16 protein-coding genes are annotated in these 24,725 nt (G+C 62.8%); 12 read left to right on the top strand and 4 right to left on the bottom strand.

The annotated features are described in order from the left end of the window. Positions 1 to 75: 75 nt before the first annotated feature. The 4 genes from polA to rpsA all read left to right on the top strand — a co-directional run bounded on the left by polA (position 76) and on the right by rpsA (position 6,745). A complete protein-coding gene (polA, locus tag OOZ51_RS03810; protein WP_265977654.1) occupies positions 76 to 2,718 on the top strand; it encodes a DNA polymerase I in 2,643 nt (880 codons plus the stop codon). A 91-nt stretch (positions 2,719 to 2,809) separates the two neighbouring features. Continuing rightward, positions 2,810 to 4,126, top strand: coding sequence for a GNAT family N-acetyltransferase (locus tag OOZ51_RS03805; RefSeq protein ID WP_265977588.1), 1,317 nt, complete (start codon positions 2,810 to 2,812; stop codon positions 4,124 to 4,126). 43 nt (positions 4,127 to 4,169) lie between these two features. Further along, positions 4,170 to 5,102, top strand: a complete 933-nt coding sequence (locus OOZ51_RS03800; RefSeq protein WP_265977587.1) for a polysaccharide deacetylase family protein — start codon at positions 4,170 to 4,172, stop codon at positions 5,100 to 5,102. 167 nt (positions 5,103 to 5,269) lie between these two features. Next, entirely contained in the window at positions 5,270 to 6,745 is a 1,476-nt protein-coding gene (gene rpsA, locus OOZ51_RS03795) for a 30S ribosomal protein S1 (protein WP_265977586.1), read from the top strand. A gap of 138 nt (positions 6,746 to 6,883) precedes the next feature. Here rpsA and OOZ51_RS03790 read toward each other — a convergent pair whose 3' ends face one another. Continuing rightward, on the bottom strand, positions 6,884 to 7,606 hold the full coding sequence (locus OOZ51_RS03790) for an IMPACT family protein (protein WP_265977585.1): 723 nt from the start codon (positions 7,604 to 7,606) through the stop codon (positions 6,884 to 6,886). 22 nt (positions 7,607 to 7,628) lie between these two features. Here OOZ51_RS03790 and coaE point away from each other — a divergent pair, with 22 nt between their 5' ends. The 3 genes from coaE (at position 7,629) to OOZ51_RS03775 (ending at position 12,196) form a co-directional block, all read left to right on the top strand. After that, entirely contained in the window at positions 7,629 to 8,849 is a 1,221-nt protein-coding gene (coaE, locus tag OOZ51_RS03785) for a dephospho-CoA kinase (RefSeq protein WP_265977583.1), read from the top strand. Between the two features lie 45 nt (positions 8,850 to 8,894). Next, a complete protein-coding gene (uvrB, locus tag OOZ51_RS03780; RefSeq protein ID WP_265977582.1) occupies positions 8,895 to 10,982 on the top strand; it encodes an excinuclease ABC subunit UvrB in 2,088 nt (695 codons plus the stop codon). A gap of 179 nt (positions 10,983 to 11,161) precedes the next feature. Then, entirely contained in the window at positions 11,162 to 12,196 is a 1,035-nt protein-coding gene (locus OOZ51_RS03775) for a TerC family protein (protein WP_265977581.1), read from the top strand. A 62-nt stretch (positions 12,197 to 12,258) separates the two neighbouring features. On the opposite strand, the gene OOZ51_RS03770 is transcribed toward OOZ51_RS03775, so the two are convergent. Genes OOZ51_RS03770 through OOZ51_RS03760 form a run of 3 tightly spaced genes read right to left on the bottom strand, consistent with a single transcriptional unit; the run spans position 12,259 to position 16,683 of the window. Next, positions 12,259 to 13,596, bottom strand: a complete 1,338-nt coding sequence (locus tag OOZ51_RS03770; RefSeq protein WP_265977653.1) for an alpha/beta fold hydrolase — start codon at positions 13,594 to 13,596, stop codon at positions 12,259 to 12,261. Between the two features lie 4 nt (positions 13,597 to 13,600). Then, a complete protein-coding gene (locus OOZ51_RS03765) occupies positions 13,601 to 14,101 on the bottom strand; it encodes a GNAT family N-acetyltransferase (RefSeq protein WP_265977579.1) in 501 nt (166 codons plus the stop codon). Between the two features lie 20 nt (positions 14,102 to 14,121). Continuing rightward, positions 14,122 to 16,683 carry a DEAD/DEAH box helicase gene (locus tag OOZ51_RS03760; RefSeq protein WP_265977578.1) on the bottom strand — a complete coding sequence of 854 codons (2,562 nt, stop codon included), beginning with the start codon at positions 16,681 to 16,683 and terminating at the stop codon, positions 14,122 to 14,124. Between the two features lie 58 nt (positions 16,684 to 16,741). On the opposite strand from OOZ51_RS03760, the gene OOZ51_RS03755 reads away from it, so the two are divergent. The 5 genes from OOZ51_RS03755 (at position 16,742) to uvrA (ending at position 24,670) form a co-directional block, all read left to right on the top strand. Then, positions 16,742 to 17,521: a trans-aconitate 2-methyltransferase gene (locus tag OOZ51_RS03755; RefSeq protein WP_265977577.1), complete on the top strand. Its 780-nt coding sequence runs from the start codon at positions 16,742 to 16,744 to the stop codon at positions 17,519 to 17,521. A 135-nt stretch (positions 17,522 to 17,656) separates the two neighbouring features. Beyond that, positions 17,657 to 19,402 (top strand): ABC transporter ATP-binding protein, encoded by a 1,746-nt coding sequence (locus tag OOZ51_RS03750; RefSeq protein WP_265977575.1) that lies wholly within the window; start codon positions 17,657 to 17,659, stop codon positions 19,400 to 19,402. Next, complete coding sequence (locus OOZ51_RS03745) at positions 19,399 to 21,300, top strand: ABC transporter ATP-binding protein (protein WP_265977574.1); 1,902 nt, start codon at positions 19,399 to 19,401, stop codon at positions 21,298 to 21,300. Before OOZ51_RS03750 ends, OOZ51_RS03745 begins: the two co-directional genes overlap by 4 nt. Continuing rightward, complete coding sequence (locus OOZ51_RS03740; RefSeq protein ID WP_265977573.1) at positions 21,297 to 21,677, top strand: GntR family transcriptional regulator; 381 nt, start codon at positions 21,297 to 21,299, stop codon at positions 21,675 to 21,677. Before OOZ51_RS03745 ends, OOZ51_RS03740 begins: the two co-directional genes overlap by 4 nt. 65 nt (positions 21,678 to 21,742) lie before the next feature. Then, entirely contained in the window at positions 21,743 to 24,670 is a 2,928-nt protein-coding gene (gene uvrA / locus OOZ51_RS03735; protein ID WP_265977571.1) for an excinuclease ABC subunit UvrA, read from the top strand. The last annotated feature ends 55 nt before the right edge of the window (positions 24,671 to 24,725 follow it).

Here is a 24,725-nt window from a genome sequence, read left to right as displayed (position 1 = left end):
CCAGACCCTTCAGCAACCCCTGCCAGCACGGTGGCAGGTGGACGTCCCCGGCTTCTGGTCCTGGATGGGCACTCCATGGCATTCCGGGCGTTCTATGCTTTGCCGGCAGAGAACTTCGCCACCTCCTCGGGCCAGCACACCAACGCCGTGCATGGCTTTACCTCGATGCTGATCAACCTCATCAAGGACCAACAGCCCACCCACGTGGCAGTTGCCTTCGATGTCTCCGACGACACCACGTTCCGCAAGGCTGAGTACAGCGAATACAAGGGCGGCCGCAACGAAACCCCGCCGGAATTCCGCGGGCAAATTGATCTCATCGACCAGGTCATGGAGGCCTGGGGCATCAAGACCATCAAGATGCCCGGCTACGAGGCGGACGATATCCTCGCCACACTCGCGGCCAAGGGCGACGCCGCCGGCTTCGAAGTCCTCCTCGTGTCGGGGGACCGCGACGCGTTCCAGCTCATCACTGACAATGTGTTCGTTCTGTACCCGAAACAGGGCGTTTCCAACATTCCTCGCATGGACGCAGCGGCGATCGAAGAGAAGTACTTCGTTCCGCCTTCCCGCTACTCCGATCTCGCCGCGCTGGTGGGGGAGTCTGCCGATAACCTCGCGGGAGTACCGGGTGTGGGCCCCAAGACCGCTGCCAAATGGATCAACCTTTATGGCGGCCTGGACGGGATCCTGGAGAATGTGGATTCGATCGGCGGCAAGGTGGGTGGAGCCTTGCGGGAAAACATCGACGCAGTCAAGCGGAACCGCCGCCTCAACCAACTCCTGAGCGATCTTCAGCTCCCTGTGACACTCGCCGACCTCGAGGAGCCGCGTCCCAACCGCCAAGAGGTCGAGACGCTGTTCGACACCCTTGAATTCAGGACGCTCCGCACCCGGCTGTTCGCGCTCTATGGAGACGACACAGCCGGAGCGGCGCCGGAAACCATCGACGCCCCTGCCTACAGCGTCCTCGATGACGCCGCCGCCCTCGAGGAGTTCTTCGCTGCCGGCGCGGGGAGCCGTGCCGCCGTCGCCGTGCAGTTGGTCCCCGGACGGATTGGTGACGACGCCGATGCCCTCGCCATCGTGCGCGCCAATGGTGCCGCCTACATCGACCTTCCGTCGCTCGGTGCCGCGGCCGAGACAGTCCTGGCCAAGTGGCTTCGAGACCCCGAAGAAGCCAAGGTCATGCACGAGTTCAAGGACGCGCTCAAGGCCCTGCACAACGGCGGATTGGGCCTGGAGGGCGTGGTGGATGACACCGCCATCTCGGGTTACCTGATCCAGCCGGACCGCCGCAGCTACGAACTCTCCGAGCTCGCCCAGCACCACCTGAAAATCACGCTCACCACGGCCGCGGCACAAACAGGCCAGCTGGAACTCGAACTCGGTGACGGACCGGATGGGGCCGCAGCCACCGCGCTCGTGCAGCAGGCCGCCGTCGTGCACACGCTGAGCAAGCACTTCGAAGGCGAGTTGGCCGAGCGCAAGGCCGAAGCGCTCCTGACCACGCTTGAGCTGCCGGTCGCACGGGTGTTGGCCCAGATGGAACTCTCAGGCATTTCCATCTCGATGGACCGTCTGAACGAACAGCTCGCCGACCTCGCCAAAGTGATCGACAATGCCCAGGAGCAGGCGTTTGCCGCTATCGGCCACGAGGTCAACCTCGGCTCGCCGAAGCAGCTTCAGACCGTCCTCTTCGAAGAACTTGGCTTGCCCAAGACCAAGAAGATCAAGTCTGGCTACACCACCGACGCCGCCTCATTGAAGGCGCTCCTGGAGAAGACCGGCCACGAGTTCCTTGTGCAACTCATGGCCCACCGGGAATCCTCCAAACTGGCCCAGATGCTGGAGACGCTTAAGAAATCGGTGGCCGAGGACGGCCGTATCCACACGACCTACGCGCAAAACGTCGCGGCCACGGGACGCATCTCCTCGAACAACCCCAATCTGCAGAACATCCCGGTGCGCAGTGAGGAAGGCAGGCGCGTCCGCGGAATCTTCGTCGTCAGCGAAGGCTACGAATGCCTGTTGTCGGCCGACTATTCACAGATCGAAATGCGTATCATGGCGCATCTGTCCGGCGACGAGGGGCTCATCCAGGCCTACAAGGAGGGTGAGGACCTGCATCGCTACGTGGGCTCGCACATCTTCAACGTGGCACCCGAAGACGTCACCAGTGCCATGCGTTCCAAGGTCAAGGCCATGTCCTACGGCTTGGCCTACGGGCTGACCTCGTTCGGCCTGTCCAAGCAACTTGAAATCTCCGTGGACGAAGCCAGGACCCTCATGAAGGACTACTTCGACCGCTTCGGCGCAGTGCGCGACTACCTTCGTGGCGTGGTGGAGCAGGCCAGGATCGATGGCTATACCTCCACAATCGAAGGCCGCCGTCGCTATCTTCCGGACCTGACAAGCACGGATCGCCAGCACCGCGAGATCGCCGAACGCATTGCACTGAACTCGCCGATCCAGGGTTCGGCGGCGGACCTCATGAAGCGGGCCATGCTCGGAGTTTCAGCCGAGCTGACCAGCCAAGGGCTAAAGTCCCGGATGCTCCTGCAGGTCCATGACGAACTCGTCCTCGAGGTGGCCCACGGCGAACGCGAAGCGGTGGAAAAGCTCGTGACCGAACAAATGGGTTCGGCAGCCCAGCTCACGGTCCCGCTGGACGTTCAGGTCGGCGTCGGCTCCAGCTGGTACGACGCCGGGCACTAGCCGGAGGAACAGTCCACTGTTTTTGGGGGCTTGCACCGGCCACGCCGCCGCTACGGTGGCGTGCCCGGTGCCGTCTGGATAGGCTCGGGACGTGGCTGATCCCAAGGAAACAAACGAAAAATACAACGTCAAGCGCTTTCGTTCCGTAGGCAAGGAGAACCCGGACTACGGACAGGCACGTGATTGGCTCCGGGCCGTCAGTTTTGGATTCCACGACGAGCAGCAAAGCGATGAGCTCATTGACAAGATCCTCGCGATGTACCAAGCGGACAATCGTGAACTGACGGGCGTCTACGTCAACGATGAACCCCCGTTGCATGCCCTCAACCCGGGCTTTCCGGTGGCAACGTTCGGAACGCTGGAAAACAAGCTGAACATTGGTTTTGGCCAGGAACTGCGGACGCGCCAGATCACCGCTGTCAGCGTCCGCGGAACCCATCGGCGCCGCGGCCTCTTGCGGGGGATGATGACCGCCGATCTCGCCGCTGCCAAGGACGATGGCTTCGCCATGGCGGCCCTGACGGCTTCCGAGGCATCCATCTACGGCCGTTTCGGGTTTGGTGTCGCAACCTTTGAGCGGAGCATCAAGGTGGACACCGGTCCGAAATTCCGCATCCACCACGAACCTGTTGGCAGGGTGGAAATCGCAGACCCCAGGATCCTTCTTGAACTCGCTCCCGAGGTTTTCGAGCGCGTTCACCAGGGGACGCCTGGGTCCATCGTGCGGCAGGACGCCTATCGCCATCACATTTCCGGAGCCATGAAACGCGATGGCACGGAGGACAAAGCCATCAAGTGTGCCCTCCACTATGGACCGGACGGCACCATTGACGGCTACGTCTCCTACAAGTTCGCGGGCTGGGACACCAAGCCATACACCATGGCAATCGTGGACCTCGTTGCCGTAACAGACTCCGGGTACTTGGAGCTGTGGCAATTCCTGGGCAGCATTGACCTGGTCGAGCAGGTCTCCTGGCCTGAAGCTCCCGTTGAAGATCCCCTGGCATGGGCGCTCGTGGACGGTCGCTGCATCACGTCGTCCGACTATCGGGACATGTTGTGGTTGCGCGTCCTGGATGCTCCTGCGGCCTTGTCGGCTCGCCGCTATGGCGCCGATGGCCGTTTGGTGCTGGAGATCCGGGACGAGCTCGGTTTTGCGAACGGCACGTGGGAATTGGCGTCCGACGGCGGTGTGGTCACCGTCAGCGACGCCAGCGGCGGGGGCCAGGATTCGAGCCCGGACTTGAGCATGGACGTCACGGATCTGGGGTCCGTCTATTTGGGTGCCGTCAGTCCGGTAACCTTGGCTTCGGCAGGCCGGATCCGCGAGCACACGCCGGGCGCAACATTGGCTGCCCAGCAGATGTTCGCCGTCGAACGCCCCGCCCACTGCCTGACGCATTTCTAGGCAAGAATCTCACCCGCAGGATCTACGACAGAAGAAGGATTCCATGGGGGAATTCCAACCCGGTGGCGAGTCCACCGGCCAATCAGCGCTGCCCGGCAGGCGGTCATTGTTGCTGGCTGCCGCCGGACTAGCCGCGGCCGGCCTGGGCGCATGCGCTCAACAGCCCGACGCCACCCCTGCCCCCCGTCCGGCTCCGGTTTCAACGCCGGGCGTGGAGGTCGTCGGCCCCCACGCGGTCGCGCCCGAAACGCGGCCGGCGCCGCCGTCGAAGGCACAGATCGTTGCAGAATTCTCAGGACGCAAGCCCGTTGAATGGGGGCTCGGCGTCACTGGCGTAGTCACGAAGACGGCGTCAACTCATGCGGTTTTGACCTTTGACGCCTGCGGCGGACCCCGGGGAACAGACTGCGATCAACGCTTGCTGAAGGCGCTGCGCAAGCTCAACATTCCCGCCACCCTGTTCGTCAACGGTCGCTGGATCAAGGCCAACCCCGGACTGGCCACCGAACTCGCTGCCGATCCTTTGTTCGAGCTGGGCAACCACGGGTTCCGGCACCAACCGCTTTCCGTCGGCGGGCGTTCCGCCTACGGCATCGCGGGCACGTCCAACGTGGGCGAGGTGTACGACGAAATCATGGGCAACCAGGAAGCCATGGAGCAGCTTTTGGGAAAGGCGCCGCGCTTTTTCCGGCCGGGGACGGCCTACTTCGACGATGTTGCCGCGGCGATCACCCACGCCCTCGGACTGGTTCCGGTGAACTTCACGGTGAACGGCGACGGCGGGGCGACATTCCCTGCCCTCACTGTGGCGACGGAGGTTGGCAAGATCGGCGCGGGGCAGGGCGCAGGACAGGTTGTGATTTCGCACTTCAACCAACCTGCCGGCGGCACCGCGGAGGGCTATGAACGTGCTTTGCCCCGTTTGCTGGACCGCGGTGTGACGTTCGCGCGGCTTGGTGACACGCTGCCGCTTTGACCCTCCTTGCGGCGAACGACTAGAATAAACGGGCGCGTACTACGTGCGCGAAAATTTATAATCCACAATTCAGGATGACCCGGCGTTTTGCCGTGTCCTGCAGACCGGGAACGGAAAGCGGGCGGTTTGCCTGACCGATACTCTATCCACAACGGAGCCCCTACTACATGACCATCACCTCCACCGAGAAGCCCGGTACCCCCGTAGTCGCGATCAACGACATTGGTACCGCTGAGGACTTCCTCGCAGCTGTCGACGCCACCATCAAGTACTTCAACGACGGAGACCTCGTCGAAGGCATCGTCGTCAAGGTCGACCGCGACGAAGTTCTGCTCGACATCGGTTACAAGACCGAAGGTGTCATCCCTTCCCGCGAGCTTTCCATCAAGCACGACGTTGATCCCGGGGACGTCGTCTCCGTTGGCGATCAGGTCGAAGCCCTGGTGCTCACCAAGGAAGACAAAGAAGGCCGTCTGATCCTCTCCAAGAAGCGTGCTCAGTACGAGCGTGCCTGGGGCGACATCGAGAAGGTCAAGGAAGAAGACGGTGTTGTCACCGGTACCGTCATCGAGGTTGTCAAGGGTGGTCTTATCCTCGACATTGGTCTGCGTGGCTTCCTGCCCGCATCCCTCGTCGAGATGCGCCGCGTCCGTGACCTCGCTCCGTACATCGGTCAGCAGATCGAAGCCAAGATCATCGAGCTGGACAAGAACCGCAACAACGTTGTTCTTTCCCGCCGTGCGTGGCTCGAGCAGACCCAGTCCGAGGTCCGCTCCACGTTCCTCAACAAGCTGGAAAAGGGCCAGGTCCGTCCCGGCGTCGTTTCCTCCATCGTCAACTTCGGTGCATTCGTGGACCTGGGCGGCGTAGACGGTCTGGTTCACGTTTCCGAGCTGTCTTGGAAGCACATCGACCACCCGTCCGAGGTTGTCGAGGTTGGCCAGGAAGTCACCGTCGAGGTTCTCGAAGTGGATCTGGACCGCGAGCGCGTGTCCCTGTCCCTCAAGGCCACGCAGGAAGACCCGTGGCAGACCTTCGCCCGCACCCACGCCCTCGGCCAGGTTGTTCCGGGTAAGGTCACCAAGCTGGTTCCGTTCGGCGCCTTCGTCCGCGTTGAGGACGGCATCGAGGGTCTGGTTCACATCTCCGAGCTGGCTGTCCGCCACGTTGAGCTTGCTGAGCAGGTCGTCTCCGTTGGCGACGAGCTCTTCGTCAAGGTCATCGACATCGACCTCGAGCGCCGCCGTATCTCCCTCTCCCTCAAGCAGGCTAACGAGGGCGTTGACGCTGACAGCACCGAGTTCGACCCGGCTCTGTACGGCATGGCCGCCGAGTACGACGAAGAAGGCAACTACAAGTACCCTGAGGGCTTCGACCCCGAGTCGAACGAATGGCTCGAGGGCTACGAGACGCAGCGCGCCGCTTGGGAGCAGCAGTACGCTGACGCCCAGGCACGTTGGGAAGCTCACAAGAAGCAGGTTTCCCAGCACGCGGCTGACGACGCCGCTGCTGCCGTTTCCGGCGAGAGCGACTCCGGTACCACCAGCTACTCCTCCGAGCCGGCTGCCACCGAGTCCACCGCGGGCACTTTGGCATCCGACGAGGCCCTCGCCGCTCTGCGCGAGAAGCTGACCGGCAACTAATTGCCACTGGTCCGGAATTCCGGGCCGGAATGAAAGCGGCTCCTGCGATTCAGTACGAATCGCGGGAGCCGCTTTCTTTAACACTTTGCTCCCACGGGACATGCCCCGCCTTCGCAGCAAGGACTGGACATATACCCACTATGTCCAGTGGCGGCGATCAGGGGAGGGCATGTCCACGTGGACGTCGACCCATTCCGTTCCTTGCAATTGGAGTCCCGATGCGCCGCCGGTCAGGGCGGCAAGCCGTTCGCCGGCGTCAGCGATTGCCGTTGGATCGTCAGGCAGCGCCAAGCGCAGGACGGTCTCCGTGGGCCCGTAGCTTGTTTCAGCCATGACGAAGCCGGCCGAGCGCAGATCGTTCTCCAACCTTCCGGCAGCTTGGTGTGGCACAGCCACGGCGCAAATCCGCAGGCGGCGACGCTGAACCAGCGGAGCGGAGTCCAGCGCAGCCGAGACTGATTCGGAGTAAGCACGGACCAGCCCGCCGGCGCCAAGAAGGATCCCGCCGAAATAGCGCACGACGACGGCACTGACATCGCTGAGGTCGGTCACCCCGGGCAGTGTTTCCCGTTTGATGAGTGCTTCGAGCATCGGTATGCCGGCTGTTCCGGAGGGCTCGCCGTCGTCGTTGGAACGCTGGATGACGCGATCCGGACCGAGGACAAAAGCGGAGCAATGGTGCCGGGCATCATGGAATTCTTTCCGCAGTTCCGCCACCAATGCGCGCGCGGCGTCTTCGTTGGAAGCGCGGCGCATTACGGTGATGAAGCGCGAACGCTTGATCTCGAGTTCGTGGCGGAAATCGTCACCAAGCGCCAACGTTGTGTACGCCGTCGCTCGGCTTTCGTCCTGATCTGCCACCGACCCAGTCTAGTGTGGAGGGGTGTTGAAGATTGGACTTACCGGCGGGATCGCCTCCGGCAAATCACTCGTCTCTGCCCGGCTCAAGGAGTTAGGCGCCGTCTTGATCGACGCCGACGCGCTGGCCCGTGAGGTGGTTGAGCCGGGTACGCCCGGCCTCGCCCATGTCGTGGCTGAGTTCGGTGAAGACATCGTCGACGCCGAAGGCCGCTTGGACCGTCCGCGCCTCGGTGCGATTGTATTCGCCCAGCCGGATCGCCGGGAGGCCCTCAACGCGATCATCCATCCCCTCGTCAGGGAACGGGCCGGTGCGATGCTCGCCACGGCAAATCCTGGAGACGTTGTGATCCAGGACATTCCGCTGCTGGTCGAAACCGGGCAGGGGAGCAACTTCCACCTGGTGTTGGTGGTTGACGCGCCGGACGAGGAACGCATCCGGCGTATGACGGAAATCCGTGGCATGACGGTCGAGGACGCCGTGTCCCGGATGGCTGCCCAGGCCGGCAGGGATGAACGGTTGGCAGCAGCGGACATCGTGCTGGAAAACTCGGGAACCGTCGAAGACGTCACGGCGCTCGTGGACACTTTGTGGCAAGAGCGCTTGGTACCCTTCGCCCGTAATCTTGCCGCGGGCCGACCTGCGCCGCGATCAGGCGGGCCCGTATTGTCCCCACCTGACCCCAATTGGCCGCTGCAGGCCGAACGGCTGCTTGCGAGGATCCGGAAAGCATCTCCGGAAGTGCTCGGCGCGGACCATATCGGTTCAACCGCCGTTCCCGGGCTTCCCGCCAAAGACATCGTCGATCTGCAGGTCACCGTGGCCTCGCTGGAAGTGGCGGATCGGATAGCTCCGGCGTTGGGCGCGGCCGGTTTCCCCTTGCAGGAGGCTTCTGCGCGTGACACACCGAAGCCGCCGCACCTGGATCCCTCGGCTTGGCAAAAACGCTTCCATTGCAGCGCGGACCCTGGACGGGCCGCCAACGTCCATGTCCGGGTCCTTGGAAGCCCGGGCTGGCGTTATGCGTTGTTGTTCCGGGATTGGCTCCGCGCCGACCCCGTTGCCGTGAAGATGTATGCGGACATGAAACAGGAGCTCGCCGGGGTGCACGCCGGAGACCGCCGGACGCTGGCGTATGCGGAAGCCAAGGAGCCATGGTTTACCGAGGTCGCCTGGCCGCTCATGGATGCTTGGGCAGAGAGCAGTGGGTGGCAGCCGCCGTCGTACTCCGTGGCGCGAGGCTAGAAAACGCGGACAGTACCTGTCCGCGGGCGGGGGTAAATTGGATTCATGAGTCTTGCCCAGGAGATCAACCGTGTTGTCGCGCCCTTTGAGGTCATTAGCGAATTCAAGCCGGCAGGTGACCAGCCGGCCGCCATCGCGGAGCTGACCGAACGGATCAACAATGGCGAAAAAGACGTCGTGCTGCTCGGCGCTACCGGTACGGGCAAGAGTGCCACTACCGCTTGGTTGATCGAACAGGTCCAAAGGCCCACCTTGGTGATGGTCCAGAACAAAACCCTCGCCGCGCAGCTCGCGAACGAGTTCCGGGAGCTGCTGCCCAACAACGCGGTGGAGTACTTCGTGTCGTACTACGACTACTACCAGCCCGAAGCCTACGTTCCACAGACGGATACCTTCATCGAAAAGGACTCCTCCGTGAATGAGGAAGTCGAGCGGCTCCGGCACTCGGCCACCAACGCTCTGCTGACCCGCAGGGATGTCATCGTTGTGGCTACCGTCTCCTGCATCTACGGCCTCGGTACCCCGGAGGAATACATCGCCGGGATGGTCACGCTCACCAAGGGCGCCGAGATGAACCGGGACCATCTCCTGCGCAAATTCGTCTCGATGCAGTACACCCGCAACGACATGGACTTCCACCGCGGCACTTTCCGGGTCCGCGGAGACACCGTGGAAATCATCCCCATGTACGAAGAGCTGGCCCTGCGCATCGAGTTCTTCGGCGACGAGATCGAGAATATTTACACCTTGCATCCGGTCACGGGCGATGTCATCCGCGAGGAAACCGAGATGTACATCTTCCCGGCTTCGCACTATGTCGCCGGCCCTGAGCGCATGTCCCGCGCCATCACCGCCATCGAAGCCGAGCTCGCGGAACGGCTCAAGGTCCTCGAAGGCCAGAACAAACTGGTGGAGGCCCAGAGGCTGCGCATGCGCACCACCTACGACCTCGAGATGGTGCAGCAAATGGGTTTCTGCAACGGGATCGAGAACTACTCACGCCACATCGACGGCCGAGGCTCAGGCACCGCCCCGCACTGCCTCATCGACTACTTCCCGGACGACTTCCTTCTGGTCATCGACGAATCCCACGTGACTGTTCCGCAGATCGGCGCCATGTACGAGGGCGACATGTCGCGCAAGCGCACCCTCGTGGACCATGGCTTCCGGCTTCCTTCCGCCATGGACAACAGGCCGCTCAAATGGGATGAATTCCTGGAGCGAGTGGGCCAGACCGTCTATCTTTCCGCGACCCCCGGCAAGTACGAGCTCGGCAAGGCTGACGGTTCCGTCCAGCAGATCATTCGCCCCACCGGCCTGATCGACCCCGAAGTCATCGTGAAGCCGACCAAGGGCCAGATCGACGACCTCCTCGGCGAGATCCGGGCCCGGGTGGAGCGTGACGAGCGCGTCCTGGTCACTACGTTGACCAAGCGCATGGCCGAGGACCTCACGGACTACCTCCTGGGCCACGGAGTCAAGGTTCAATACCTGCATTCCGACGTCGACACCCTTCGGCGTGTGGAGCTGCTCCGCGAACTCCGCATGGGCAGTTTCGATGTCCTGGTGGGCATCAACCTGCTCCGCGAAGGCCTCGACCTCCCTGAAGTGTCACTTGTCAGCATCCTCGACGCCGACAAGGAAGGCTTCCTGCGTTCTGCCACTTCGCTGATTCAGACCATCGGCCGGGCCGCCCGAAACGTCTCGGGACAGGTCCATATGTACGCCGACCGGATCACCGACTCGATGGCCAAGGCCATCGAGGAAACCAACCGCCGCCGCGAAATCCAGGTCAAGTACAACTCCGACAACGGTGTCGATCCTCAGCCGCTGCGCAAGAAGATCGCTGACATCACTGACCAACTTGCCCGCGAAGACGCCGATACCCGTGAGCTTCTTGCGGCGACCAGCAAGAGCGGCCGGACCGGAAAGGGCAAGGGCGCCACGAAAGTGCGGCAAGATGGCCTGGCCGCGGCCCCGGCGGAAGACCTGGTGGGACTGATCGAACAGCTGACCGAGCAGATGCACGGGGCTGCCGCCGAACTGCAGTTTGAGATCGCTGCCCGGATCCGCGACGAAGTCGGTGAACTCAAGCGCGAACTCCGCCAGATGCAGTCTGCAGGACACGCCTAGGGTAAAGTTGAGCCTACGTAGGGGAGTATCCCAAGCGCTACGTCCGTCAACACGCAAGGCATAGACGCCTCGCCGGGCCTAGCGGATCGCCGTATAAGCGTTGTTTGCCTTCAGGCACGCAGACGCAGGCAGGTCGGAGAGACTTACGCCGTTTTGGCGTACCTGCGAAAGGCATATTGATGCAACTCCCCGCGTGGTTTGAGATCGGCTCATTCGTCGTTCTCGGAATCATCCTCCTTGTAGACCTCCTCTTGGTCGTCAAGCGCCCGCATGAACCCTCCATGAAGGAAGCCGGCCTGTGGGTTGCGTTCTATGTCACCCTCGCTTTGGTGTTCGCCGGAGCGATGTTCGCCTTTGCCGGTCCCGAGCAGGGCAGCCAATTCGTCGCCGGTTGGGTGACTGAATACAGCCTGAGTATCGACAACCTCTTTGTCTTCATCATCATCATGGCGCGCTTCTCGGTGCCCCGTAAGTACCAGCAAGAGGTGCTGATGGTAGGCATCATCATTGCCTTGATCCTGCGTGGCATCTTCATCGCCCTTGGTGCGGTGGTGATCGAGCAGTTCAGCTGGGTCTTTTACATCTTCGGCGCGTTCCTGCTGTGGACGGCCTGGAAGCAGGCCAAGGACGACGGCGAAGACGAAGAAGAAACCTCCGAGAATCCCCTTATCGCCCGCATCCGCAAGGTTGTCCCGATGTCGGAGAAGTTCGACGGCGGCAAGCTGCGCACCACGGTTGGCGGCAAGAAGCTCTTCACCCCCATGCTGATCGTGTTCGTGACCATCGGCATGACGGACCTCCTGTTCGCCGTGGACTCCATTCCGGCCATCTTCGGGTTGACCCAGAGCGCGTTCATCGTCTTCACTGCCAACATCTTCGCCCTCATGGGCCTGCGCCAGCTGTACTTCCTGCTCGGCGGCCTCATGAACCGCTTGGTCTACCTCAAGCACGCACTGTCGGTCATCCTTGCGTTCATCGGCGTCAAGCTGGTGCTGCACGCAATGCACGTCAACGAACTGCCCTTCATCAACGGCGGACACCACATTGAATGGGCTCCCGAGATCCCCACCTATGTGTCCTTGGCAGTCATCATCGGCACCATCGTTGTGGCGGTAGTCGCGAGCCTCCTGAGCCCTGCCGCCAACAGGTCCAAGCTGGACGCACGGCTCGAGGAAGATTCCCGCAAGAGCATGAACAAGGTCTCCGGCCACTAACGCCCGTCGTCGCCGAGCACGGCGGACCATAACGGAACCCCGGTCATCACTGTGGCCGGGGTTCAGTTCTTGCCGCGCACCATCCCCAAGAGACGGTTGAAGATTCCTTCCCCGTCTTCGCCGATACCATCGTGGTGGAAGTCCCCGGTGGTCCAGGCCTGCAGTCCGCGCACAGCGGCTGCGGTCTCCATGGATAGCTGGAAGTCCACATAGATGTCGTCGCGATACACCGCAGCCGCCACGGGTACCGTGTTCGCGGCCAGGCGGGCCACATCGTAGAGGGGTTTCCAGTCCTGCTTGCCGGCCAAAAGGGCAGCCACGTCCTGCAAGGGCACCAAGGCCGGATCCTGCTCGAAATACCAGGGGTAGACCATTTCGCCTGTCAGGAGCGGCTCCGCGGCCTCGGGCTGGAACTCCGGGAATTCCGCGAGCACGCGCCAAGCCGCCCAGTCCGTGGCCTGCTCTTGGCCGTAGATGGCCTCGTGCATGACCGCGTACAAGGGATTCGATGCCCGGGATACGAGTCCATGGACCTGCTCCAGGAAGGCGTCAGAAAGCCGCTCTCCATCCGCGGAGGGTACAAAGGCGTCCTCCAGGAGGGTGTGGAGGGCATCCACGCGGGTGTTCCCGCCCAGGAACGATCCCACCATTTGGAAGCGCTCCGCGGTCAGGCGTTCTCCACTAGGCAGCCGCTCCTTCGTGGCGTCCAGATGCCGCGCGATCCGGGTCACCACCTCGCGGTCCTCCGGATACCAGGCGAAGTACTCCGCGTTCCGTTCCGCGACCCGTTGGAAGGTGGCCCGGTAGACGCGCTCGGCCGGGCCTTCCAACGGCGCAAGCCCTCCCGTGATGAGCACTTCGCGAAGGCCTTCCGGAGCGAAGGAAAGGTATGTCAGCGCGCAGAAACCACCGAAGCTCTGGCCAAGGACAGTCCACGGTTCCGAGCCCAAGGTTTTCCGGATGAGTTCGGCGTCGGCCACGATCGAGTCGGCCCGGAAATGCGCCAGGTAGTCCGCTTGGGCCGCTGCATCGCCTCGAAGCGGGAGGGTGTTGCGGTCCGCTGGAGTCGACAGGCCCGTGCCGCGTTGGTCGAGCATCAGGATGCGGAAGCTTCTTGCGGCAGCCTTCATCCAGCCGGACAAGGACGTGGTCCGCGTTCCGCGTCCGCCCGGCCCGCCTTGGAGGTAGAGCAACCACGGCAGCCGGGCCGCGTCTTCAGCCGAGTGCTCCGCGGAGACGAACTCCCGGGCGAAGACGGCGATTGTCTCGGCAGCGCCGTCGCCGGGAGCTTCACTCTCGGAAAGCCAATGGTCGAGGGGCACCGTGAAGAAATGCTCGGTGGTCCGGACGCCACGGAATTCGTGACGTGCCCGTGTGGTGTGTGCCGCTTGCCCGGCCATGCGCTCAGCCACGCGTCAAGACCCTGTCATCGCTGCCAAAGGCACCCAGGGCTTCTCCGGCAAGCCGGAAGGTGGACCAGCCGTCCATGGGCACGGCGCCCAGGCTGCGATAGAAGTTAATGGACGGTTCGTTCCAGTCCAGGACGCTCCATTCCACCCTTGCGTATTCGCGTTCCACGGCGGTGGCGGCCAGATGCTGCAGGAGTGCCTTGCCATGGCCCTCACCACGCGCATCGGGCGTGACGTAAAGGTCCTCAAGGTAGATGCCGTGGACACCTTCCCACGTGGAGTAGTTCAGGAACCACAAGGCGAAGCCCTGGACGTCTCCGGCGGCGTTCTCCGCCATGTGCGCATACACCCGCGGATTCTCGCCGAACAGGGCAGCGGTCAGCATCTCCGGCGTGTTTTTCACGGCGTCGGGCTCTTTTTCGTACACCGCAAGCTCGTGGATCATCTGCAGGATCGCGGGGACATCGGACACGGTGGCAGGGCGGATAACACTCATGATTCGAGCTTACTAGGAGCCTAGAGACGGTTGACCGCGGTCACCCTGACCACGGCGGTACCGCTCTCGTCCGAGGCTGCCAGGTCCACTTCGGCGGAAATGCCCCAATCATGATTGCGGGCGGGGTCGTCGAAGATCTGCCGCACACGCCAGATGCCAGGTTCCTCGGTGATCATGAGGAGGCCCGGGCCGCGGGCATCGGGGCCGGTCCCGATGTCCTCGTGTTCGTCGAAATAGTCGTCCAGGACGTCTTCCCAGTGTTCGGCATCCCAGCCGCTGCCGGCGTCGAGCTCGCCCAAAGCGGCGGCATCCTCGTCGGCGAACAGCTCGACGCGCCGGAACATTTCGTTGCGGACCATGACCCGGAAGGCACGGGTGTTGGACGTGAGGGACGGCGGCGGGGGAGGCGGGGCGTCGTGCGGCGTTGGGGCCGCGCCGGACGTGAGCTCCTCCCATTCGTCCAGCAGGCTGGAGTCGACTTGGCGGACCAGTTCGCCCAGCCACGCTGTGAGGTCCTCGAGGTCTTCCCGGAGCGCGTCCTGCGGGACCGTTTGGCGCAAGGCCTTGAAGCCATCGGCCAGATATCGCAACACAATGCCCTCGGAGCGGGCCAGTCCATAGAACTGGACGAATTCACCGAAGTTCATGGCGCGCTCGTACATATCGCGTACCACCGACTTGGGCGCGAGCTCAAAGTCGCCCACCCATGGAGCGGCCTTGCGGTAGACCTCGAAAGCTTCGCCCAGAATCTCCGCGAGGGGCTGCGGGTAGCTGACCTCTTCGAGCATCGCCATGCGCTGGTCATAATCAATGCCATCGGCCTTCATCGCTGCGACGGCCTCGCCGCGTGCCTTCTTTTGCTGCGCAGAGAGGATCTGGCGGGGTTTCTCGAGGGTTGCCTCGATCACGGACACAACGTCCAAAGCGTACGACGGCGACTCCGGGTCCAGGAGCTCCAGCGCCGCAAGCGCAAACGGCGAGAGCGGTTGGTTCAGTGCGAAGTTGGCTTGCAGGTGGACGGTCAAGCGAACGGAACGGCCTTCCGTCTCCTGCTCGGCTTCGGGAATGCGTTCCACCACTCCTGCGGCCAACAGCTCGCGGTAGATACCCAGGGCTTTCTTCATGAGCTGCAGCTGGGCGGACCGGGCCTCGTGGTTTTCGGTGAGGAGGCGGCGCGTGGCGGCGAACGGGTCGCCGGGACGTTCCATCAAGTTGAGCAACATCGCATGCGTCACAGTGAAACTCGAGGTCAACGGGTCCGGGACCGACTCCACTAAACGCGTGAAGGTGGGTTGCCCCCAGGAGACGAAGCCCTCGGGCGGCTTCTTTCGGACGACTTGCCGCAGCTTCTTCTGGTCGTCACCGAATTTCGCGGTGGCCTTGGCCATCGCCTTCGCGTTCTCCACCACGTGTTCGGGAGCCTGCACCACAACCGTTCCAGCGGTGTCATAGCCTGCCCGGCCCGCGCGGCCGGCGATCTGATGGAACTCGCGGGAGTTCAGCAAACGGGTGCGGACGCCGTCGTACTTGCTCAGGGCCGTCAAGAGGACGGTGCGGATGGGAACGTTGATTCCCACGCCGAGCGTGTCGGTACCGCAGATGACCTTCAGGAGTCCGGCCTGGGCCAATTGCTCCACGAGCCGCCTGTACTTGGGCAGCATGCCCGCGTGATGGACACCGATGCCGTGGCGGACCAACCGGTTCAGGGTCTTGCCGAAGCCGGCAGCGAACCTGAAGCCGGCAATCAGCTCGGCAATCTTGTCCTTCTCCTCGCGGGTGCACATGTTGACGCTCATGAGGTTTTGGGCGCGTTCGATCGCCTCGACCTGGCTGAAATGCACCACATAAACCGGAACCTGCTTGGTGCTCAGGAGTTCCTCGAGGGTTTCATGGACAGGAGTTTCCTGGAAGTAATAGTGCAGGGGGATGGGGCGTTCGGCTGAGCTGACGGTGGTGGTGGACCGCCCGGTGAGTTCGGTCAGGCCGGTTTCGAAGCGGCTGACGTCCCCCAAAGTCGCTGACATCAGGAGGAACTGGGCCTGCGGGAGCTCCAAGAGCGGCACCTGCCAGGCCCAACCGCGCTGGGGATCCGAGTAGAAGTGGAACTCGTCCATGATGACCGTGCCGAGTTCGGCTCCCTTGCCTTCGCGCAGGGCGATGTTGGCGAGGATTTCGGCCGTGCAGCAGATGATGGGCGCGTCCTGGTTGACCCCCGAGTCGCCCGTGATCATGCCGACGTTCTCCGCCCCGAAGATCTCGCAGAGGGCGAAGAACTTCTCGGAGACCAAGGCCTTGATGGGGGCGGTGTAGTAGCTGCGCATTCCCCTGGACATGGCCTCGAAATGCGCCGCGATGGCTACCAGCGACTTTCCGGAGCCGGTAGGTGTAGCCAGGATGACATTGGAGCCGGAGGCGAGTTCCATGATGGCTTCATCCTGGGCAGGGTATAGCTGCAGCCCGCGGCTCTCCGTCCACTCGACGAAGCGTGTGTAGATTTCGTCCGGGTCAACGCGTCCGTTGCCCGATCCGGCGTCGGAGGTTCCAGCGTTGGATGTTACCGGAAGCTGCTCAAGAAGTTTCATTGCCTTCCAGCTTAGTGTGGAGAGGAAGAGACCGTGGAGACGGACGATGGAGACAGCAGTGAAATGGGATCCAGCCAAGTACGTCGAGTTCGGCAATCACCGCGACCGCCCGTTTTTTAACCTGACCTCGGGAATCCTGGCGGAGGATCCTCGGCACGTGGTGGATCTGGGCTGCGGTCCGGGGAACCTGACAGCGTCCCTCGCGACGCGCTGGCCCGGTGCCGCCGTCGTCGGGCTGGACTCTTCTGCCGAGATGCTGGCGAAAGCCGAACCCCTCACTGCCGCCCGGCCTGGTCTTTCGTTCGAGCGCGCCGACATCGCCGAGTGGACACCGGAAGCAGACACCGACGTCGTAGTCAGTAACGCGGCCCTGCAATGGGTGCCCGGACACCTGGCCATGCTCGCCGGGTGGCTGGACGCGCTGAAGCCCCGTGCGTGGTTTGCCCTGCAGGTCCCGGGAAACTTCGGTGCCCCCTCCCATGTACTGATGCGCCAGCTGGCCGCTTCGCCGGAATGGTCCGGAAGATTGTCCGGTGTGCTGCGTCACGACGATGCCGTCGGGGAACCAGCCGACTATCTCCGGATCATGCTCGACGCCGGATGCGACGCCGACGCCTGGGAAACCACCTACCAGCAACTCCTACCGGGACCCGACCCCGTGCTGCACTGGGTGCGGGGGACGGGTCTCCGTCCTGTGCTTGCCGCCCTCCCCGAGGGCGAAGCCTCCGCTTTCGAAAACCAGTACGCAGCCATGCTGCGCGGGGCCTATCCGACAGACCGGCACGGGACCGTGTTTCCCTTCCGCAGGATTTTCGCCGTGGCCCGAAAACGCGGCTAAGAGGGAGCGATTCTTGGCTCCGTAAGTGCCGGAATTGCAGCGAATCCCAGTGTGATCTGAACTAGAATGACAAGGCCATCGCGGGGCGGAATCGTGTGGAATCCGCCGCTCCGGAGACCAACGATTGGAGGCAAAGTGCTGGCATCCTTGCTGCTGCAGCGCCTAGCCCCCTACAAGACCCGCGTACTGGCCATAGTTGTACTGCAACTGGTCCAGATCGGAGCCACACTCCTCCTGCCCACTTTCAACGCCAAGATCGTCGACGACGGCCTCGTCGCCGGGAACAGCGAAGTGATATTGCGACTGGGCGGTTGGATGCTGCTCCTCGCAGTCGTCCAGGTGGTTGCAGCAGTGCTAGCCGGCTACCTTGGTGCCATCGTCGCCATGAAGTTTGGCAGGCGGCTGCGGCAGGACCTATTCGACAAGATCCATACCCTGCCGGACCAGGACGTAGCGGCCTTCGGCCCCGCCAGCCTCGTGGTCAGGACCACCAATGACGTCCTGCAGCTGCAGAACATTACGGTGCTCGTGTTCAGCATGCTGGTGGCAGCGCCGGTCATGGGCATAGGCGGCGTCATTCTTGCAGCCGAACAGGACGTGGCCCTGTCGTGGATCGTTTTTGCGATCATTCCCGTGCTGCTGATCATCATGCTCTTGATCGTCCGCAAGCTCGTACCGCTGTACCGTGAGGGCCAGGGCTTGGTGGACAGGATCAACAGCGTGCTTCGCGAACAGATCCTGGGCACCGCAGTCATCAGGGCCTTTGTCCGCCAACCATTTGAGATGAGACGGTTCGAGGCCGCCAATGACACCCTGACAAACAACAATCTCCGTGCTGCCCGGATTGTCGCTGCCATGCTTCCGCTCGTCATGATCGTCGTCAACCTGTCCTCAGTGGGGGTGGTCTGGCTCGGTGGCCACCGCATCATCGACGGCGACATGAAATTGGGTGCACTCACCGCATTCATCGCCTACATCATGCAAATCCTCCTCGCGATCATGATGGCCATGTATGTGCTGAGCACGGCTCCCCGTGCGTCCGTCAGCGCCGAACGCGTCACCGAAGTGCTCAACACTGAATCCGAATCGGCCCTGCCGGGAAACCCAACCGGCGGGAGGACGGCAGGACCTGAGCGGACGGGGGGCTTGAGCTTCAACAACGTCTCCTTCGCCTATCCGGGAGCCGAGGCACCGGTGTTGGAAGGCATCTCTTTCGAAGCGGCCCCGGGAACCACGACGGCGGTGATCGGCTCCACCGGAAGCGGCAAGTCAACTATGGTCAGCCTTGTGCCAAGGCTCCTTGAAGCGACAAGCGGAAGCATCTCGCTCGATGGCCAGGACATCGCCACGGTTCCCCTGGGTGCCTTGCGCAGCCGGCTCGCCGTCGTGCCCCAGGAGACATGGCTGTTCCGTGGAACCATCGCGGAAAACCTGCGCCTTTCACTGCCGTCGGCAACGGACTCCCAATTGTGGCAAGCCCTCGAGACGGCCCAGGCAGAAGATTTCGTGGCCGAACTGCCCCAAGGGCTGGAAACCACCCTGTCCCAGAGCGGTGCCGGTCTCTCCGGAGGCCAGCGGCAGCGCTTGTGCATTGCCCGCGCAATCTTGCGCCCAGCATCCGTCTATTTGTTTGACGACAGTTTCTCAGCCCTGGACACGGCGACCGAGGCAAGGCTCCGGGCCGCACTCGAACCCGAACTTCGGGAGGCAACCGTCATCATCGTCGCCCAGAGGGTCAATACGGTGGTGTCGGCGGACCAGATACTCCTCATCGACCAGGGCCGTCTGGTGGCAAAGGGAACCCACGAGGAACTCCTCGTGTCCTCGGAGACCTACCGGGAGATCGTAGCGTCCCAGCTCGAAACGGAAGAAGCCGCATGAGCGGCGATAGCGCGCACCGCACCCCCGCTGAGAAGCCGGCGCCATCGCTTCTCCGCCTCGCGGGCTTGCTGAAGCCCTCGAGGGGAGTCATGACCGCCGCGATTCTGTGCATCTGCGGTTTTGCCACGCTCAACGTCGCGGCCCCCAAGATACTCGGCGACGCCACCGACGTCATCGCAGCCACCGTCTTCGGCGCACCGTTCAACACCGGGCGATTTGTCATGCTGTTGCTCGTTGCCGCCTCCATGTACGCGGTCGCCTCGCTGCTCAGTTGGGCCCAGGGCCGGCTCAACGCCCTCGCTGTCCAGCGGCTCGCGCACGACCTCCGGGAAGCGGTGGAAGCGAAATTGCATCGGCTTCCCGTGGCCTACTACGACGGCCGCTCCCGGGGAGATGTTCTCAGCCGTGCCACCAACGATCTCGACAACGTGGCACAAACCCTCAACCAACTCCTTGCGCAACTCCTGACCTCAGCGTTGATGGTCATCGGATCCCTGGGGATGATGCTGCTGCTCTCACCCTTGCTGGCTCTCGTGTCCCTGTTGGCTGTTCCGGTGTCTGCCCTCGCATCCGTTGTGGTGACGCGGCGCTCGCAGAAGTACTTTGTCCGGCAGTGGGAGGCTACGGGAGACGTCAACTCACTTGTGGAGGAGACGGCAACCGGCCACGAAACCATCAAGCTTTTCGGCGCGCGATCTGCGATGGCCGACCGCTTCGCTGCCCACAACGACGGACTATATTCCGCCAGTTCCAAGGCACAGTTCGCATCCGGACTGCTGATGCCGCTCATGGCTTTCGTCTCGAACGCCAGCTATGTGGGGGTTGCGATTGTGGGGGCATTCCAGTTCCTTGCCGGCGCGATGAGTATCGGCGGGATCCAGGCTTTCATACAATTCAACCGGCTCTTCAGCCAGCCGTTGGGCCAGATCGGCGGCATGGCCCAGGTCCTGCAATCATGCGCGGTTTCCGCCAGCAGGGTCTTCGAGTTGTTGGACGAACCGGAATTGTCGACGGAAACCGCGACTGGCGTGCGCACCGGGGCTGGTTCGGTGACTGGGTCCGGCAGGCAGCCCGATGCGCAGTTCGATCTCCCGTCGGGAAGGGTTTCCTTTGAACGCATTGTTTTCAGCTACCGCGCCGATGCGCCACTGATCGAGGACCTGTCCTTCCGCGTGGAGCCGGGACAAACGGTGGCGATTGTGGGGCACACCGGCGCGGGGAAGACCACTCTGATCAGCCTCCTTATGCGTTTCCATGAACTCGGCTCGGGGAAGATCACCATTGACGGCGCGGACATTGCGGGCATGGGACGTGATGATCTCCGGCGAAACTTCGGCGTGGTTCTTCAAGATCCGTGGATTTTCACAGGCACCATTCGGGAGAACATCGAATACGGATGTCCAGGTGCCAGCGACGCTGACATCGTGGCCGCTGCCGAGGCAAGCTACGTGGACCACTTTGTGCGCTCGCTGCCGAACGGCTACTCCACAATGCTGAGCAATGGAGGGGAACCGCTTAGCCAGGGACAGAGACAATTGCTGAGCATCGCCCGTGCACGGCTCTCCGGCCGCCCCATCCTGATCCTGGACGAAGCCACAAGCTCGGTAGATACCCGCACGGAAGTCCTCATCCGCCAGGCGATGCACAGACTGCGGAGCAACAAGACGTCTTTCGTCATCGCTCACCGCTTGTCCACCATCCGCGACGCTGATCTAATTCTCGTCATGGACCACGGACGGATCGTTGAACACGGCACCCATCATTCGCTGCTGGAGCTTGGCGGGCACTATGCCCGATTGCACGACGCCCAATTTGCCGTCGGAGACGGCGAGTTGGCCGCGACGCCGGCACGGACCGCCAAGCACCGCGCCGTCCGACGGGAGAGTGAAGACTCGTGAGCGGCTCGATCGAGTTTCCCGGTTCGTGGCGACCGAACCAGTCGAGCACCGTGGCTTTGTACGAGCAACTTCGGCTCCGCATTATCGAGCTGGCTGACGCTGGCACCCTCCCTGTCGGGACCAAACTTCCGGCGGTGCGCAGCCTGGCTGGCGAGCTGGATGTTGCGCCCCACACCGTCGCCCGCGCGTATAAGGAACTTGAAGCGGCCGGAGTGGTGGCAACCCGTGGCCGGAACGGAACAGTGGTCTGCGCCCGGGACGACCGCTGGAGCGCCTTAGCTGCCGTCGCGGCGAACTACTCGGCCGCGGCCAAGGCGCAGGGCGCCAGTTTCGCCGAGGCAGTACAGCTTCTGGCGGCCGCCTATGACGCGGATTGATACCCGTCAGTAGCCTGCGGGAGCCCGCATGGAAATTCGAAGAAGTTTTCGATTAGCATTAGTGGGTGCCTAAAGCCGTAGCTGAAGTCCCCGCCGTCGAATCCCTCGCAAGCGTTTCCGCGCAGAAGCCTGCCACGCCCGTGAGACATGACCTGTCCCGGCTCGTGGTCAAGGGTGCGCGTGAACACAACCTCCGCAACGTGGACCTGGACCTTCCCCGTGATGCCATGATCGTCTTCACCGGCTTGTCAGGTTCAGGCAAGTCGTCCTTGGCCTTCGACACGATCTTCGCCGAGGGCCAGCGCCGGTACGTTGAATCATTGTCGGCCTACGCCCGCCAGTTCCTGGGCCAGGTGGACAAGCCGGATGTCGACTTCATCGAGGGCCTTTCTCCGGCAGTCTCCATCGATCAGAAGTCCACCAGCAAGAACCCGCGTTCCACGGTGGGCACCATCACCGAGATTTACGACTACATGCGCCTTCTCTGGGCCCGTGTCGGCAGGCCGCATTGCCCGGTATGCCATGAGCCCATCACAAGGCAGACTCCGCAGCAGATCGTCGACCAGTTGCTGGAACTCGAGTCCGGCACACGCTTCCAGATCCTGGCTCCCGTGGTCCGCGGACGCAAGGGCGAATTCGTGGAACTCTTCAAGGAGCTCACCGCCAAGGGCTATTCGCGTGCCCGGGTGGATGGCGAACTCGTCCAGCTGAGCGATCCGCCCAAGCTCGGCAAACAATTCAAGCACTCCATCGAAGTAGTCGTGGACCGGTTGGTGGTCAAAGAAGGAATCAGCCAACGGTTGACCGACTCGATCGAAACGGCGCTTGGCCTTGCGGAAGGCCGTGTGCTGGTCGAATTCGTCGATCTCGATGCCGAAGACCCGGCGCGGATCCGGGCGTTTTCCGAGAACCTTGCCTGCCCCAACGAGCACCCGTTGGCCATCGACGAGATCGAGCCCCGTTCCTTCTCCTTCAACAACCCTTTCGGCGCGTGCGCGGCCTGCAGCGGCATCGGCACCAAGTTGGAGGTCGATGAAGAACTCGTGGTCCCCAACCCCGAGCTTTCATTGGGCCAGGGGGCCATAGCGCCGTGGTCGTTGGGTACGGCCACCACGGAGTACTGGAATCGGCTCCTGGAGGGCCTCGCCTTGGAGCTCGATTTCTCCATGGACACCCCTTGGGAGAAGCTGCCGCAGGAAGTTCGGCAGACGGTGCTGCATGGGAAGGACCACAAGGTGGTCGTCCAGTACCGCAACCGGTTCGGCCGGGAGCGCAAGTACAGCACCGGCTTCGAAGGCGCCATCCAGTACGTACACCGCAAGCACGGCGAAACGGACTCGGACTGGGCACGCGACCGCTACGAAGAGTACATGCGGCAGGTTCCTTGCCCCGCATGCAACGGTGCCCGGCTTAACCCGGCGTCGCTCTCCGTGCTGATCAACGGCAAGTCCATCGCCGAAGTATCGGCCCTTCCGATGCGCGATTGCGCCGACTTCCTCGGCAGCCTCACGCTCACCGACCGCGAGGCCCAGATCGCGCATCAGGTTCTCAAGGAGATCCAGGCACGACTGACGTTCCTGCTCGACGTGGGGCTCGAATACCTGAATCTCGAACGGCCGTCCGGGACACTGTCCGGCGGTGAGGCCCAGCGGATTCGGCTCGCCACGCAAATCGGCTCTGGCCTGGTGGGAGTCCTCTATGTCCTGGACGAGCCGTCCATCGGGCTGCACCAGAAGGACAACCGGCGCCTCATCGAAACCCTGACGCGGTTGCGCGATCTCGGTAATACGCTGATTGTCGTCGAACACGACGAAGACACCATCCAGGAGGCCGACTGGGTGGTGGACATCGGACCTGGCGCCGGCGAGCACGGTGGCCAGGTGGTGCACTCCGGTTCCTACAAGGAGCTCCTGGAAAACACGAACTCGCTGACGGGCGACTACCTGTCCGGGCGACGCAAGATCGGCATCCCGCCCAAGCGACGCAAGTACGACAAGAAGCGTGAGCTCAAGGTCATCGGCGCGCGCGAAAACAACCTGAACAACGTTGACGCCACCTTCCCGCTGGGTCTTTTCACGGCCGTGACGGGCGTCAGCGGCTCAGGGAAGTCCACCCTTGTGAACGAGATCCTCTACAAGGTGCTCGCGAACAAGCTCAACGGCGCCAAGCAGGTTGCAGGCCGGCATCGCTCCGTAGTGGGCCTGGAACACCTCGACAAGGTGGTCCACGTTGACCAGAGCCCCATCGGCCGGACACCGCGTTCCAACCCCGCCACCTACACCGGCGTCTTCGACAACATCCGGAAGCTCTTCGCGGAAACCACCGAAGCCAAAGTGCGCGGTTACCAGCCAGGCCGCTTCTCATTCAACGTCAAAGGCGGCCGCTGCGAGGCTTGCTCCGGTGACGGCACGCTGAAGATCGAGATGAACTTCCTGCCGGATGTCTACGTCCCGTGCGAAGTGTGCCATGGTGCCCGCTACAACCGGGAGACCCTTGAAGTTCACTACAAGGGCAAGACCATCGCGGACGTCCTCAACATGCCCATCGAGGAAGGCGCCGAGTTCTTTGCGGCGTTCACGCCCATCGCCCGGCACCTGAACACCCTCGTCGACGTCGGCCTCGGCTACGTCCGGCTTGGGCAGCCGGCTACCACGCTGTCCGGTGGCGAGGCGCAGCGCGTGAAGCTGGCCTCGGAGCTCCAGAAGCGGTCGAACGGACGCAACGTCTACGTCTTGGACGAACCCACTACGGGCCTGCACTTCGAGGACATCCGTAAGTTGCTCATGGTGCTGCAGGGCTTGGTGGACAAGGGGAATACGGTCATCACCATTGAACACAACCTTGACGTCATCAAGTCCGCCGACTGGATTGTGGACCTTGGCCCCAACGGCGGTTCAGGCGGTGGACGCATCGTGGCAACAGGCACACCTGAACAGGTAGCCAAGTCCACGGAAAGCCATACCGCTTCCTTCCTTGCGGAGATTCTGAGTTAGTGCTGCGGCTCCCACCGGGGAATATTTCGGCGGCTGCCGGAGTATTCCCTGGCGG

Origin of the sequence: Arthrobacter rhizophilus (genome assembly GCF_026241105.1) — a bacterium.
Classification (GTDB): Bacteria; Actinomycetota; Actinomycetes; order Actinomycetales; family Micrococcaceae; genus Arthrobacter.
Note: the sequence above shows the minus strand (reverse complement) of the source record. Positions and strands in the feature narration are given on the sequence as shown.